At 71.7% G+C, this 12896-nt stretch carries 14 protein-coding genes and 1 pseudogene; 11 read left to right on the top strand and 4 right to left on the bottom strand.

The genetic code is table 11. The annotated features are described in order from the left end of the window. Positions 1-60: 60 nt before the first annotated feature. Positions 61-939, bottom strand: coding sequence for a trypsin-like serine protease (locus ACLB9X_RS03915; protein WP_410358794.1), 879 nt, complete (start codon positions 937-939; stop codon positions 61-63). A gap of 189 nt (positions 940-1128) precedes the next feature. On the opposite strand from ACLB9X_RS03915, the gene ACLB9X_RS03910 reads away from it, so the two are divergent. After that, complete coding sequence (locus ACLB9X_RS03910) at positions 1129-1320, top strand: DUF6381 family protein (protein ID WP_410358793.1); 192 nt, start codon at positions 1129-1131, stop codon at positions 1318-1320. Positions 1321-1384: 64 nt separating this feature from the next. Here the strand turns inward: ACLB9X_RS03910 and ACLB9X_RS03905 are convergent, their stop codons facing one another. Both ACLB9X_RS03905 and ACLB9X_RS03900 read right to left on the bottom strand, forming a co-directional pair. Further along, positions 1385-2863, bottom strand: coding sequence for a glutamate--cysteine ligase (locus ACLB9X_RS03905; RefSeq protein ID WP_410358792.1), 1479 nt, complete (start codon positions 2861-2863; stop codon positions 1385-1387). A gap of 134 nt (positions 2864-2997) precedes the next feature. After that, the gene (locus ACLB9X_RS03900) at positions 2998-3513 is read right to left on the bottom strand and encodes a mycothiol transferase (protein ID WP_410358791.1); all 516 of its coding nucleotides are present in this window, start codon (positions 3511-3513) and stop codon (positions 2998-3000) included. Between the two features lie 125 nt (positions 3514-3638). On the opposite strand from ACLB9X_RS03900, the gene ACLB9X_RS03895 reads away from it, so the two are divergent. The 4 genes from ACLB9X_RS03895 to tgmB all read left to right on the top strand — a co-directional run bounded on the left by ACLB9X_RS03895 (position 3639) and on the right by tgmB (position 5875). Next, positions 3639-3848 (top strand): helix-turn-helix domain-containing protein, encoded by a 210-nt coding sequence (locus tag ACLB9X_RS03895; RefSeq protein WP_410358790.1) that lies wholly within the window; start codon positions 3639-3641, stop codon positions 3846-3848. After that, positions 3848-4420 (top strand): Clp protease N-terminal domain-containing protein, encoded by a 573-nt coding sequence (locus ACLB9X_RS03890; protein ID WP_410358789.1) that lies wholly within the window; start codon positions 3848-3850, stop codon positions 4418-4420. The genes ACLB9X_RS03895 and ACLB9X_RS03890 overlap by 1 nt, the downstream gene beginning before the upstream one ends. 320 nt (positions 4421-4740) lie before the next feature. Beyond that, positions 4741-4932, top strand: coding sequence for a putative ATP-grasp-modified RiPP (gene tgmA, locus ACLB9X_RS03885; protein WP_177148025.1), 192 nt, complete (start codon positions 4741-4743; stop codon positions 4930-4932). 13 nt (positions 4933-4945) lie between these two features. After that, positions 4946-5875: an ATP-grasp ribosomal peptide maturase gene (tgmB, locus tag ACLB9X_RS03880; RefSeq protein WP_410358788.1), complete on the top strand. Its 930-nt coding sequence runs from the start codon at positions 4946-4948 to the stop codon at positions 5873-5875. A gap of 231 nt (positions 5876-6106) precedes the next feature. Here tgmB and ACLB9X_RS03875 read toward each other — a convergent pair whose 3' ends face one another. After that, on the bottom strand, positions 6107-8185 hold the full coding sequence (locus tag ACLB9X_RS03875) for a neutral/alkaline ceramidase (RefSeq protein WP_410358787.1): 2079 nt from the start codon (positions 8183-8185) through the stop codon (positions 6107-6109). A gap of 172 nt (positions 8186-8357) precedes the next feature. Between ACLB9X_RS03875 and ACLB9X_RS03870 the strand changes: the two genes are divergently transcribed. The 6 genes and pseudogenes from ACLB9X_RS03870 (at position 8358) to ACLB9X_RS03845 (ending at position 12885) form a co-directional block, all read left to right on the top strand. Next, entirely contained in the window at positions 8358-9422 is a 1065-nt protein-coding gene (locus tag ACLB9X_RS03870; protein WP_410358786.1) for an AraC family transcriptional regulator, read from the top strand. Between the two features lie 137 nt (positions 9423-9559). Then, complete coding sequence (locus ACLB9X_RS03865) at positions 9560-10015, top strand: hypothetical protein (RefSeq protein WP_410358785.1); 456 nt, start codon at positions 9560-9562, stop codon at positions 10013-10015. Positions 10016-10128: 113 nt separating this feature from the next. Further along, a complete protein-coding gene (locus ACLB9X_RS03860; protein ID WP_410358784.1) occupies positions 10129-10536 on the top strand; it encodes a phage holin family protein in 408 nt (135 codons plus the stop codon). Next, positions 10533-10841 (top strand): DUF3618 domain-containing protein, encoded by a 309-nt coding sequence (locus ACLB9X_RS03855; protein WP_410358783.1) that lies wholly within the window; start codon positions 10533-10535, stop codon positions 10839-10841. The genes ACLB9X_RS03860 and ACLB9X_RS03855 overlap by 4 nt, the downstream gene beginning before the upstream one ends. Continuing rightward, positions 10841-11961, top strand: a pseudogene (locus tag ACLB9X_RS03850) (YihY/virulence factor BrkB family protein). Before ACLB9X_RS03855 ends, ACLB9X_RS03850 begins: the two are co-directional and overlap by 1 nt. A 111-nt stretch (positions 11962-12072) precedes the next feature. Beyond that, positions 12073-12885 (top strand): SDR family oxidoreductase, encoded by an 813-nt coding sequence (locus tag ACLB9X_RS03845; RefSeq protein WP_410358782.1) that lies wholly within the window; start codon positions 12073-12075, stop codon positions 12883-12885. The last annotated feature ends 11 nt before the right edge of the window (positions 12886-12896 follow it).

The raw sequence follows: 12896 nt of genomic DNA, 5'->3' as shown, positions 1-12896 counted from the left end.
GGTGGGGCGCCACAGGGGCGCCCCACCACGGTCACGCCCCGTGCCCGGGACGCGGTACGGCTACGGGAGTCGGGTGAACGGGGCAAGGAAGTCCCGGGCGCCGGGAGTGTCCAGACGGTACGTCACGTTCGTCGCGTAGCACGGCGAGTCGCCCGTGATCGTCGTGGAGACGAGAGTCAGCTTCCCGCCCAGCGTGGCGAAGTTCGGTCCGCCCGAATCGCCGTAGCACGCGCCGCCGTTGCCCTGCGGCGCGGTCATGGCGAGGCGTATCCAGGCATTATTCAGCGCGTCGAAGGTGACCGGGGCCTTCATCCGGACGCCGCCGCCCGGGTGGGTGTGGCCGCCGGGACCGCGACGGGACTCCTCGGTGCCGTAACCGGCGACCATGAACGAGGTGTCGTTCAGCGCCTGCGGCCCGGCCGCGTCGAGGGCGCCGGCCTTGGGCAGCGTGGCCGGCGTGAACGACCAGCGCGCCTTGACCTGTGCGGCGGACAGCTGGATGACGGATATGTCGCGCGTGTCGGAGGCCGGCCCGGGATACCCCGGGTGGTTGTGTTCGGTGCCGGGGACGCCGACGGCACGCGCCACGGCGGCCGGGTCGCCCGGGTGCGCGGCGGCGGCCTTGTCGAGACCGGCCTGCACGTCCTGGTCGAGGGAGACGTAGAACCTCACGTTCTCGGGCCAGTCGGTGGTGCAGTGGGCGGCGGTCAGGAACGTGTCCTCGTCGATCATGGTGCCGGAGCAGACCCAGTCGACGCGGTCCGGGGTCGCCGGATCGTCGTCGGCGTCCCAGGTGGCGACCAGCGCACCGACCTCGGTGCGCTCGGGCGCGGGCGTCGCGTTGTAGGAGTTGATCGCCGATGACGGCAGAGCCGCGGCGAGCACGACGGCGCAGGCCGCAGCGGTGACGGCCAACGGACGTAGGGGCAGGGCAGTCAAGTCGGACCCTTCGGTGTGGGCGAACGGAGATTCTCCTGTGGGGTGACCGACAGTGAAGCGTGCCCTCGGGCGCCCCGGCAAGAGGCCGTCACCAGGGGAAAACGGTCGTCCCACCGGCCCCGAGATGCGCTCGGCCACGAGCGCTGATTCGCTGGGGGCACCCGCTCAGACGGAACACAAGGAGTGATCATGAGCGTTTCGGACGAGTCCCGCGGCCGGGTCCGGCAGATGAGGGAGAAGGCGAAGGAACTGAACGCGGCCGCGGAGCGCAGCACCGATCCCAAGGAGCGTCAGCGGCTGAAGGAGAAGGCCCAGCGGCTGCAGGCCCAGTCGGAACAGGAGTCCGGCATGAGCACCGGGGACATCTACCCCGACGTGTGACGGACGGCGCCGCACACCACCGCGGCGCGGAGCCGGGGCGCCGGGAGCGCCCCGGCACCTCAGGTCAGTCGACCGGCCAGGTGTGGACGGGGGCGTTGAGATGCATGTAGTCGATGTACTGCCGCGTCATCAGCCGCAGCGCCTCATGGTGGTCGACCCTGCTGGTCCGGTCGATGTGGTGGAACGTCTCCGCCTGCCACACGGCGCCGTTGCGGCCGGCCACGCAGCGCTGCTCGATGATGCCCAGCAGTGGCTCCCGCCACGGCGCGTCCATCCCCGAGGCCTCCAGGCCGCGGTGCGCGAGCGGCAGCAGCCTGCGCAACACCAGTTCGGAGACCGGCACTTCACCCATGCCCGGCCAGTAGAGCCGGGCGTCGATCCCGTGTCGCGCCGCCGTGTGCAGATTGTCCTCCGCGGCCTGGAACGACATCCGCGACCACACCGGCCGCTCCTCGTCCACGAGGGCGCGCGTCAGCCCGTAGTAGAAGGCGCCGTTGGCGAGGATGTCGGCCACCGTCGGCCCGGCGGGCAGCACCCGGTTCTCGACCCGCAGGTGCGGCTTGCCGTGGTCGACGGCGTAGATGGGGCGGTTCCACCGGTAGATCGTGCCGTTGTGCAGGGTCAGCTCGGACAGCTCCGGGATGTCGCCGCCTTCGAGCGTCTCCTTGGGGTCCTCCTCGTCGCACACCGGCAGCAGGGCGGGGAAGTAGCGCACGTTCTCCTCGAAGAGGTCGAAGACGCTGGTGATCCAGCGCTCGCCGAACCACACCCGGGGCCGTACGCCCTGCACCTTGATCTCCTCCGGGCGGGTGTCCGTCGCCTGCTCGAACAGCGGGATGCGGGTCTCGCGCCAGAGCTCCTTGCCGAACAGGAACGGAGAGTTCGCGGCCAGCCCCACCTGCACACCGGCGATGGCCTGCGCCGCGTTCCAGTAGGCCGGGAACTGCTCCGGGGCGACCTGCAGGTGGAACTGGGTGCTCGTGCACGCCGACTCGGGAGTGATCGTGTCCGCGTACGTACGCAGCCGGTCGATGCCGTCCACCTCGATGAGCAGGTCCTCGCCGCGTGCGGCGAAGACCTGCTCGTTGAGCAGCCGGTAGCGGGGGTTCTCCGACAGGGCCGCCCCGGTGACGTCCTTGCGGCGCAGCGTCGGCAGGATGCCGATCATGGCCAGGTGCGCCCCGACCTCCGAGGCGCGCTGCTCGGCGTGGTTCAGGGCGTCGCGGATCTCCTGCTCCCAGGAGTCCGGTCCGCCGGCCGTCAGCGCGCGGGGCGAGATGTTGATCTCGAGATTGAACCGGCCCAGCTCGCTCGACCACGCCGGATCCGCGATGGCCTCCAGGACGTCGGTGCTGCGCATCGCGGGTTCACCGGTCTCGTCGACCAGGTTCAGCTCGATCTCCAGACCCACCTGCGGCCGCTCGAACTCGAACTTCGCCGCGCGCAGCATCTGCGCGAAGGTGTCCAGGCACGCCTGCATCTTGTTCCGGTAGCGGCGGCGGTCCTCACGGGTGAAGACCAGCGCCGGGACGTCACGCCCCATCGGCCCTCCCGAGATCGTCGGGCACAGACCCCCGTCCCAGCGTGACACCTGAGGGCGGCGGCGACCAGTGAGGCGGCCGCCGACGGGGACCAGGGCCGGTGCGGCGCGGGCGGCAGCCGCTCGCACCGTGCCCGTCAGGCGCGGAGCCGGGCGAGGCTGCCGCGGACGAATGCCGCCTGCCCGGCGTGCTGGAGGTCGTCGGAGATCACGCTCACGAGGCGTACGCCCAGCGTGACGGGCGGATCCCAGGACGTGTCGACGACCCGGTCGAGCGCCGCGTCGTCGAGTGTGCGCACGAAACGCAGCGTCTCGTCGTGGACCGCGTCGTAGTAGCCCAGCAGCAGGCCGGCGGACTCGGGGCGTACGGCGGCGACGTCCTTGGCGGTGTGCCCGAAGCCCGTGGCGGCATCGGGGAACGGCAGGGCGAATCTGCCCGCCCAGTCCTGCGACGTCCACACCTGCTCCCGGTCCGCGACGTCGGCCACGTGGTCGTCCTGGATGCGCGTCAGATGCCATACGAGCCAGCCGACGGAGTTGCCCCGCTCGTCCAGGCGGGCCGCGAGGTCCTCGGCCGCGAGTCCCGCCACGGCGTCGTGGACCACCTCGCGCACCCGCCCGAACGCGTCTGCCAGCAGGTCGGCGCTTCTCATCGTCTGCCTCCTCCGGTCGTCTGCCCCTCAGCCCATCGTGGGGCCCGCCCGCGTCTCCGACGCGTTCCCGCACCGGTGTCAATGAAGGTTGACACCTGCTCGACTGTCAACGTAGGTTGACAGTCATGACCGAAGCAACCGATCTCGCCGAACGGGCGGGTGACCGGGACCCCCGGGTCGGGCTGCGAGCCGTCGCCGCGCTGCGCCGGCTGCTGGAGCAACTCGAGGCCGTGCAGGTCCGCAGCGCCCGCAATCAGGGCTGGTCCTGGCAGGACATCGCGGCGGAGCTGGGCGTCAGTCGCCAGGCCGTCCACAAGAAACACGGGAGGCAGTGATGTTCGAGCGTTTCACCGGTGATGCCCGAGCGGTGGTGACCGGTGCCGTCGCCCGGGCCGAGCGGGGTGACGCGCCCGCCGTCACCGACGAGCACCTGCTGCTCTCCTTGCTCGACCTGCCGGGCGGCCGCACGTGGCTCGCGCTCCGTTCCCTCGGGGTCCTCGGCCGGCGCGAGGCCCTGGAGTCCGCGCTCGTGGACGCCCGCCGCCGCGGGGGCATGACGAAGGCCGACGAGGAGGCGCTCGCGGGCATCGGCATCGATGTCGGCCGGATCGTCGCGAGTGTGGAGGCGGTGCACGGGGAGGGTGCGCTCGCACAGGACCGGCCGGACCGGCGCAGGCGAGACGGTCACCGGCCGTTCACGGCCGGTGCGAAGGGCGTGCTGGAGGGGTCGCTGCGGATCGCGCTCGGCCGGCGCGACCGCACGATCGGCGCGGAGCACATCCTGCTCGCCCTCACCGCCCGCCCCGGCGCGGTCGCGGAGGTGCTGGCGGATCACGGGGCGACGTACGCGTCCGTGGAGCGCGCGATGTACGGCACGCAGAACGACGGTTCGCCACAGGTGGGTTGACAATCGGCCAGAAGCCCCGCTGTTGAAGGAAGGCTGCGTCGCGCCTCTCTCAACAGCGGGGCCCTTACGCTATTTTGGGCCTATTGCCGTGTCATCTGCGTCACGTCATGGCCAAAACTTGAAACCCCTGAGACGCCTGTCGCGTCTGTGTGAATGGCTCCGGTGGCGCGTGTCGCCGTCGGGTCACGTTCGGATCCGAAGGCTTTTCGGTGAACGGCGTTCACAAATGTCACTCTATGTGTTGAGACCGTCATGGCTTCGCCACGTACTGTCACATGAGCAGCCCGGCGGGACCGCGCGGGCAGGGGAGGAAGCAGCACATGAAACCGTTCGCGTGGAACTACGCACGCCCCGCGGAGCCGGCCCCGGCCCTGGCCGCCTACTCGTACGACTCCGCGCTGCAGCTGAACGTCCTGCCCGACGGGCGTCCGGCCATCTCGGACCGGGCCCTGCTCGCCGCCGCCGGGACGACGACGTCCAAGGCCGGCTCCGCGACCCACTTCGACGACTGAGCCGGACCGCGCCGTGACGGTGTTGGTGCTGACGTGCGAGCAGGACGTCACTGCGGACCTGGTGGTGGCCGAACTCCACGAACAGGGCGTGCCGCTCGTGCGGTTCGACCCGGGCGACCTGCCCGGTGACGTCGCCCTGTCCGCGGAGTACGTACGGGGGGAGTTCCGCGGCTACCTGTCCACCGGCGGACGCGTGGCGAGCGTGGACGGGCTGCGCTCGGTATGGGTCCGCAGACCGAGCGAACCGGCCGCGCACGCCGGTGAGCCCTCCGCCTGGCTCTCCGACGAGAGCGGCCATGCGCTGTACGGCATGCTCGACTCCACGGCCGCGCGCTGGATGAACCATCCGAGCGCGGCCGCCAAGGCCCGGCGCAAGCCGTGGCAGATGCGCGTCGCCCACCGGTGCGGCTTCCCGGTGCCCGCGACCCTGGTGACCACCTACCCCTCGATGGCCCGGCGGTTCACCGAGCAGTACCGGCAGGTGGTGGTGAAGTCCGTCTCCGGCAAGTCACCGGGCGATCCGCCCATGGCGCTGCCCACGACGCTGGTGCCGCCCGACGCCGACTTCTCCGGCGTCGCCGCGGCCCCCACCCTCCTGCAGCGCTACATCCCCAAACGTGCCGACATCAGACTGACCAGCGTGGGCGAGACACACTTCGCCGCGCGCAAGGTCGCCGAAGCCGACCAGGTCGACGGCCGGTTCGGCGACACCGGCCACACCTGGGAGCCCGTGGAGGTGCCCGTACAGATCGCACGGGCCGTCGAGACGTACAAGAAGCACACGGAACTCGCCTACGGGGCCTTCGACTTCGCGGAGGACGCGGACGGCACCTGGTGGTTCCTGGAGTGCAACCAGGGCGGTCAGTTCGGCTTCGTCGAGCTGGAGACCGGTCAGCCGATAGCCCGTGCCGTCGCCTCCTGGCTGGGCGCCGAGCCGGTCTGAGGACGGGCCCGTGGGCGCCGGCGCACCGTCCGCCGCGCCCAGGGACAGGGCATGCCTCGGAGCCTCTCGGGACCGGCCGCGCCCTCAGGAGCGGCCGCGCCGCCACTCCGCCACGACCGCGTCCGCGTCGTACGGCTTCAGGCCGAGCGGCGGTCCCGGCGGCGGACGCAACAGCATCGCCCGACCCCATGGCAGGTCGTCCGGTGCGCCCCGGGGGGAACCCCTTGCGCGTCAGCCGACCGTGAACGGCCTCGTCGCCCCGGTGAACGCCGTGATCGTGCCGAACAGGCTCTTCCAGTCGCCGTGGTGCACGATCCGGTAGGTGCCCGCAGGGGTTCCGGCCGGCGGCTTCCAGGTGATCACCGCTTTCGAGGTCCCGGTCACCCCGTTGATCCGCACCCACCGGTACGTGGTGTCCCAGTCGCCGTCGTCCCGCACGCGGTCCCACCGCCCGTCCACCCGCCGCTGCACCTCGAGGAACGTCCCGCCCCGGCGCAGGTTGTTCTTGGGGTGCCCGGTCGCGAACTCGGCCGTCACCGTCGCCCCCGGCGCGTACGACGCCGCGGGTTCGCTCAGGACGTCACCGAACGCCGTGCCCGACGGCGGGTTGTCCATCACCACCCCGGTCTGCAACGTGATCTGACGGCCCGACAAGTCCGGCGGCGTCGGTCCGAGTCCGATGTCCGTGCCGTCCTTCAGGGACGCGGCGAGCCGGCTGAACTCCTGCTGGTGCGCGGGGAGCGTGTAGCGCCCGTAGAGCGTCGAACCGCCCTCGTAGTGCTGGAGGTCGTACTCCTCCGGCGTCGTCACGTACTGGCTGTAGGCGTTGGCGTAGCCCTGCATCAGGACGTTCTCCACCGGGACGCCGAGCTTCTCGGCGACCGACCGGCGGATGCGCAGCCCGGACACGATCGTGTACTCCGCGGGGCCGGCCACCAGGTAGAGCTGGCCGATCTTGACGATCTGCACGGGCAGGACCTTCGGAGTCGCCGGTACCGCCTCGGAGATCAGCCCCGTGGGCACCAGGTTGGCCTTCGGGTACTGGCAGCCCACCAGCCACTCGGGCGGGTCGATGCGCAGCGGCTCCAGCAGCTTGGCGACGGGACTGTTCATGCCCTCGGTGAACCCGGGGATCGCGGGGCCGTCCTCCACACTCCCCGCGAGGGTCGAGGCGCCGACCATCGCCGGGCAGGTGCGGTGCTCCTTGCCGTCCGGGGTGTACCTGCCGGAGACGGTCACCTCCTCCATGTTCACGTACCGCATCCGCGCGTCCACGCTGCCGGTCAGCAGGGTGCGGGCGGCGTCGTGGATCTGCCGCGCCCGGGTGAACTGGCGGTCGCCGATGATCCGGGTGTTCTCGAACTCGTCCTCCGTCGGGCCCGAGCCGGGCTTCAGGTTCAGATTCGGCGACATGTCACCGGCATTGGTGTTGGGGAACGCGGCGACGAACCCCTTCACGTCCTCCAGATAGCGCACGCCCTTCGCGTCGTGCTCCCACGCGTAGGAGGCGTAGCCCTTGTTGTCCGGGCTGAGCAGTGTGTTCTTGTTCGTCAGCGAGGTGTTGTGGGTGGCGAACCAGCTGATCGCGCCGACGTCCCTGCCGCCCTGCCGGAACCGCAGCACCGTCATCGCCGGGTCGATCGCGCCCGGGAACGCCGCCTTGTCGGCCGCGGGGTTCTCGTCGAACGCCACCTTGGAGCGGTTGACGCTCGCGTTCGTCAGCTCGCCCCGGCCGAGCGAGATCGTGCCCGGCTTCAGGTCCTCGTGGGCCTCGGTCACCGACTCGACGATGCCGTCCACGATCGCCCGGTACGTGTCCTTCTGGAAACCGAGCGACGCCAGGTTGTACGCGACGTGGTGGGAGTGCCCGCCGGAACCGGCGTGGGTGTGCGTGGCCGACAGCAGCACGTTGCGCTCGGTGTACAGCGAGCCGTACCGCTGCTTCAGGCGCGCGAGCACCCCCTGATGCACCGACTGGAAGACCATGCCCAGATCCGCGTTGACGTAGACGATCCGGCCGCCGCTCGCCGGGTCGGCGACGACGAACGCCCGTGAGCGCTGGCGCTGATGGATCCCGGTCGCCTTCTGCTCGAAGCTGGAGTAGCCCATCATGCCCACCTCGGCGGCCTCGCCCGTCACATCGGCCATACCGCGGCCGACGAGGTAGTCGCCGCCGCCCTGGGCCGCCTCGTCCTGTCCTGGGGCCGCACCGGCGGGCACGGCACCCGGCACCGCCGCCAGGGCCAGCGCTCCGAGCGATCCGGCGAGCAGCAGGGAGACCGCCCTGGAGCGCGTCGTGGGGAACCGCATGCCTTCTCCCTCACAGATGGGCAACTGTGCCGCGGGTCACGGGTGTGACCGACGGTAAGGGGCGCGGCGGCCCGGGGGACAGGACCTGACCGGCCAGTAACGGGACTTCGGCGGCCATCCGGCCTGTCCCCGGGCCGCCGGGGTCCCTACAGTGACGCCCGGAGGTGGACGCATGAAGTGCCAGGCACCGCAGGCCCGTGCCACGACCGACCCCCGCTACGGATCGGCGACGATCACGCCGCACCTGCTGCGCTACCTCACCCTCGTCGCCGCCGAACGCGGCCACGACCTCGGCCCGGCCCTGCGCCGCGCCGGCCTCACCGAGGCCGCCCTGAGCGCCGTGGGCCAGCGCATTTCCTACCGGCAGGGCAGCTCGGTCATACGCGAGGCCATCCGCGATCTCGACGACCCCGCTCTCGGCCTCGCCGTCGGCCGCCGCCAGCGCGCCACCGCGTGGGGTCTCGTCGGCTTCGGGCTGCAGGCCAGCCCCACTCTCCACGACGCCCTCGAACTCGGCGTACGTCACCACGGCGTCACCGGCTCCATGCTCGACCACCGCACGCAGACCGTGCCCGGCGGCGCCGCGATCCTGGCCACGGCCCGCTACGCGGACTCCGAACTGCGAGCGTTCCTGCTGGAGGAGGCGTTCGCCAGCATCGTCGCCCTCGTCCGGGACTCCCTGGACGAAACGTTCGCACCGCACACCGTCGCCGTACGCCACCCCCGCCCGCCGTACGGCGGCGCGTACGAGGACTACTTCCGCTGCCCTGTCGTCTTCGACGCCACCGACGACCGGATCGTCTTCGGTGACGACTGGCTGCGCACGCCGCTGCCCGGCGCCGACGCCTACACCCTGGCCCAGGTCCGCGCGCTCCTCGACGCGGCCCGTGCGCGCAGCCGCGACCGCCAGGACCTGGTGCAGGGCCTCGAGGTCTCGGTGGCCCGCGGCCTGCCCCATGTGCCGCCGCTCGCGCAGCAGGCGCTCGCCCGGGGTATGAGCGAGCGCACCCTGCGCCGCCGCCTCGCCGAGCACGGCACGTCGTACGAGGCGCTGGTCGACTCCGTACGCCTCGTCCGCGCCGAGGAGTTGATCACGGGGAGCGACCTCCCGCTGCAGAACGTCGCGGGCCTGCTCGGCTTCAGCGACGCCCGGACGCTGCGCCGCGCGGTGGCCCGCTGGTTCGGCACCAGCCCTTCCGCGCTGCGCGGCAACCGCTCCCCGCAGCGCCGGCCGTGACGGCCGAGGGCGTGTGCGACGCGGAGGTCGACGGGGCACTCACGGTTGCTTTTCGTCGCATAACGTAAGAAATGCCTTTCGGGTCAGGAGGCGGAGCACACCCCGGACAACAGCAGCGAGCGTGGGGAGCGGCGACCATGAGCACAGGCCGAGGCAGTGCGGGCCACGACGGGCCGGATCCGCAGCACCTGCGCCCGCCGGGCGTCGACGACACGACGGTGGAGGCACTCGGCGCCCTGTCGAAGTCGCTGGAGACCACGGAGCGGGCGCGGGGCCACCTGTACGCGTTCCACCAGCTGACCGGCCGGGCGGACCTCGGCCTCGACGACGCCGTACGGCTGCTCCGCGAGGCCGGGCACGACCGTGAGGCCGACCTGGTCGAGCGGGAGATCCTGGGCCGCAACGTGATCCCCGGCCACTGGACGTACCAGATCGTCGAGGCGTACAACGCCACGTACTACCGCCCCTTCGCCGAGGTCGAACTCCAGGTGCGCGACCGGCTCGCCCAGGGCCGCGACCATCTGTACGAGGCGGAGATGAAGGAACGCCGCAGGACCCCCGGCCACCCCGACCACACCGCGCTGCCCGACTGACTGCGCCGGGGTGCCGGTCCGCCCCGGCCCGCGTGCGTGGCGGCATCCGACCTGGGTACCCGGGGTGGTGCCCACGTAGTGGACGGGCCACGACCGGAAGGCGGTGAGGATCCGTGAGCCAGACCTATCGGACCAGGGCCGACGAGCCGATCGGCGCACTGGTCTCCGACGCGTCCCAGCAGATCTCCCGGCTGGTGCGCGCGGAGATGCGTCTCGCACAGGCGGAGATGACACAGAAGGGCAAGCGCCTCGGGAAGGGCGGCGGCCTGTTCGGCGGTGCCGGACTCGTCGCCGTGCTCGGCCTGCAGGCCCTGGTCGCGGCGGCGATCATCGCGCTCGCTCTCGTGCTGCCCTGGTGGGCGTCCGCGCTCGTCGTGGCCGCTGTCCTCTTCCTCGTCGCGGCGGTCCTCGCGGCCGCGGGCAGGAAGAACATCAAGCAGGCGACTCCTGCGGCACCGCGCCAGACGATCGACAGTGTCCGGGCCGACATGGAGACGATCAAGGGAAGGGCACACCGATGAGCGGCACACCCGCCTCCCACGACGGGGGCAGGCCAGGGCTGCAGGAGTTGCGGGCCCAGGTGGAACACTCCCGTGAGGAGCTCGGCCGGACCGTGGCGGAACTGGCCGCCAGGACGGACGTGAAGGCGCGGGCCCGCAGGTCCGCGACCGAGGCGAAGCACCACATGGCCGCGAGGACCGGGCACGCCAAGGAGCAGGTCGCCGCCACCGTCGCAAGTCCCCGTGGCAAGGCGGTGTCGTTCGTGGCCGGCGCGACCGCGGTCCTGGTGCTGGTGATGCTGGCACGGCGCAGGTGGCACCGGTGATGTCCCGTCTGATCCACCGCCGCCGTCGGGCCGACCCGACGCACCCGCCTCCCGCGGCCGCACCGCGCCGCGGCGCGGAGCCGGCCGCCCCCGTCGCCCCGCCCGGCCGGACCGGCGAGGACGACACCCGCCCCGCGGGCCCGCGGGAGAACGAACCGCAGGAGAGGGGAGCGGTCGCTCCTGACAAGCCCACACAGCTGCCCGAGGGCTCCTGGGGGCAGCTGCTGCGCCGGACGCTGAAGGAGTTCAAGGACGACGAACTCGCCGACCGCGCGGCGGCGCTGACCTATTACGGTGTACTCGCCCTCTTCCCGGCCCTGCTCGTCCTCGTCTCCCTGCTCGGGATCGCCGGAGCGGACATGACGCAGAAGGTCGTGGGCAACCTGCAGCAGCTCGCTCCCGGTGCGGCCCGCGACGTGATCACCGACGCGGTCACGCAGCTGCAGGGCAGCGCAGGCACCGGGTCGGTCCTGGCCGTCGTCGGCCTGCTGGGAGCCCTCTGGTCGGCCTCCGGTTACGTCGCCGCCTTCATCCGTTCCTCCAACGCGGTCTACGACATGCCCGAAGGCCGTCCGGCCTGGAAGATCTTTCCCGTGCGGCTGGGGGCGACCGTCGCGCTGATGCTGCTCGCCTGCGCGAGCGCGCTGATCGTGGTCCTCAGCGGAGGCATCGCCCGCCAGGTGGGGACGGCGTTCGGGATCGGCGGCACCGCCATGACGGTGTGGTCGATCGCGAAGTGGCCGGTCCTGGTCGTGCTGGTCAGCCTGATGATCGCCCTGCTGTACTGGGCCGCGCCGAACGCGAGGGGCCGGGGCTTCTCCTGGGTCACGCCGGGAAGCTTCCTCGCCGTGGTGATCTGGATGCTCGCCTCCGCGGGCTTCGCCGTCTACGTCGCCAACTTCGGCTCGTCAACAAGACGTACGGCAGCCTCGCCGGAGTGATCGTCTTCCTGGTGTGGCTGTGGATCACCAACCTCGCGATTCTCCTCGGCCTGGAGTTCGACGCGGAGATGAGCAGGCAACGGGCCATCGTGAGCGGGCATCCGCCCGCCGACGAGCCCTACGTCGAGCCGCGCGACACACGCAAGTGGAGCGACGAGGACCGACGGCGCGCGACCTGACCGCCTGGACCCACGTGTGAACTGACCGCCCTCGGCCGTGTGACGCCCGGGCACGGGCCGCACACGTGGGCCGAGGGCGGGACGGTACTGCGACCAGCGACGGAGAGTGTCATGACCACCCAGCAGGAACACCGGCCCGCCCCCGTCGCCATCGTGACGGGCGCCGACTCCGGCATCGGCCGTGCCACCGCCGTCCGTCTCGCCACGGCGGGCATGGACATCGGCATCACCTTCCACACCGACCGCGAAGGCGGCGAGTCGACCGCGGAAGAGGTGCGCGCACACGGCCGCAAGGCGGTCGTGGCCCCCATGGACCTGACCCGACTGCCGGCCGCCGCCGGGGTGGTGGACCGGCTGGCCGACGAACTCGGCCGGGTGGACGTCCTCGTCAACAACGCCGGAACGGGAACCGCCACCCCCTTCCTGGAACTCGACCTGGAAACCGTGCGCCGGGTCGTCGACGTCGACCTCGTCGGACCGTTCCTGTGCGGGCAACGGGCCGCACGCCGGATGATCGCGCAGGGCGACGGCGGCCGGATCGTGAACGTCACCTCCGTCCACGAGCACCAGCCCCGCGTCGGAGCGGCCCCCTACTGCGCGGCCAAGGGCGGCCTCGGCCTGCTGACACAGGTCATGGCACTCGAACTCGCCGAGCACGGCATCACGGTGAACGCCGTGGCCCCCGGCGAGATCGCGACCCCCATGACCGGCCAGGAGGACGCGGACGTCCGGCGCGAGGAGCGCCCCGGCATCCCCCTGCGACGCCCGGGCGACGCCCGCGAGGTGGCGGCGGTCATCGCGTTCCTCGCGGGCCCGGACGCCTCCTACGTCACCGGAGCGTCGTGGTCGGTCGACGGCGGGATGCTGCGCATGGGCCCGATGGCCGGCTCCCACCTGCGCGAGGACGACTGGCGGCGCCCCTGAACGCCGTCGAC

This window comes from Streptomyces sp. 5K101, assembly GCF_046506645.1.
Taxonomy (GTDB): Bacteria; Actinomycetota; Actinomycetes; order Streptomycetales; family Streptomycetaceae; genus Streptomyces.
Note: the sequence above shows the minus strand (reverse complement) of the source record. Positions and strands in the feature narration are given on the sequence as shown.

Bases quoted from the DNA above. Each gene is read 5' to 3' on its own strand.
- ACLB9X_RS03905 (WP_410358792.1), bottom strand. From the start codon at position 2,863: ATGGGGCGTGACGTCCCGGCGCTGGTCTTCACCCGTGAGGACCGCCGC.
- ACLB9X_RS03855 (WP_410358783.1), top strand. From the start codon at position 10,533: ATGAGCGGCACACCCGCCTCCCACGACGGGGGCAGGCCAGGGCTGCAG.
- ACLB9X_RS03895 (WP_410358790.1), top strand. From the start codon at position 3,639: ATGACCGAAGCAACCGATCTCGCCGAACGGGCGGGTGACCGGGACCCC.
- tgmA (WP_177148025.1), top strand. From the start codon at position 4,741: ATGAAACCGTTCGCGTGGAACTACGCACGCCCCGCGGAGCCGGCCCCG.
- ACLB9X_RS03845 (WP_410358782.1), top strand. From the start codon at position 12,073: ATGACCACCCAGCAGGAACACCGGCCCGCCCCCGTCGCCATCGTGACG.
- ACLB9X_RS03910 (WP_410358793.1), top strand. From the start codon at position 1,129: ATGAGCGTTTCGGACGAGTCCCGCGGCCGGGTCCGGCAGATGAGGGAG.
- ACLB9X_RS03890 (WP_410358789.1), top strand. From the start codon at position 3,848: ATGTTCGAGCGTTTCACCGGTGATGCCCGAGCGGTGGTGACCGGTGCC.
- ACLB9X_RS03865 (WP_410358785.1), top strand. From the start codon at position 9,560: ATGAGCACAGGCCGAGGCAGTGCGGGCCACGACGGGCCGGATCCGCAG.
- ACLB9X_RS03900 (WP_410358791.1), bottom strand. From the start codon at position 3,513: ATGAGAAGCGCCGACCTGCTGGCAGACGCGTTCGGGCGGGTGCGCGAG.
- ACLB9X_RS03870 (WP_410358786.1), top strand. From the start codon at position 8,358: ATGAAGTGCCAGGCACCGCAGGCCCGTGCCACGACCGACCCCCGCTAC.
- ACLB9X_RS03875 (WP_410358787.1), bottom strand. From the start codon at position 8,185: ATGCGGTTCCCCACGACGCGCTCCAGGGCGGTCTCCCTGCTGCTCGCC.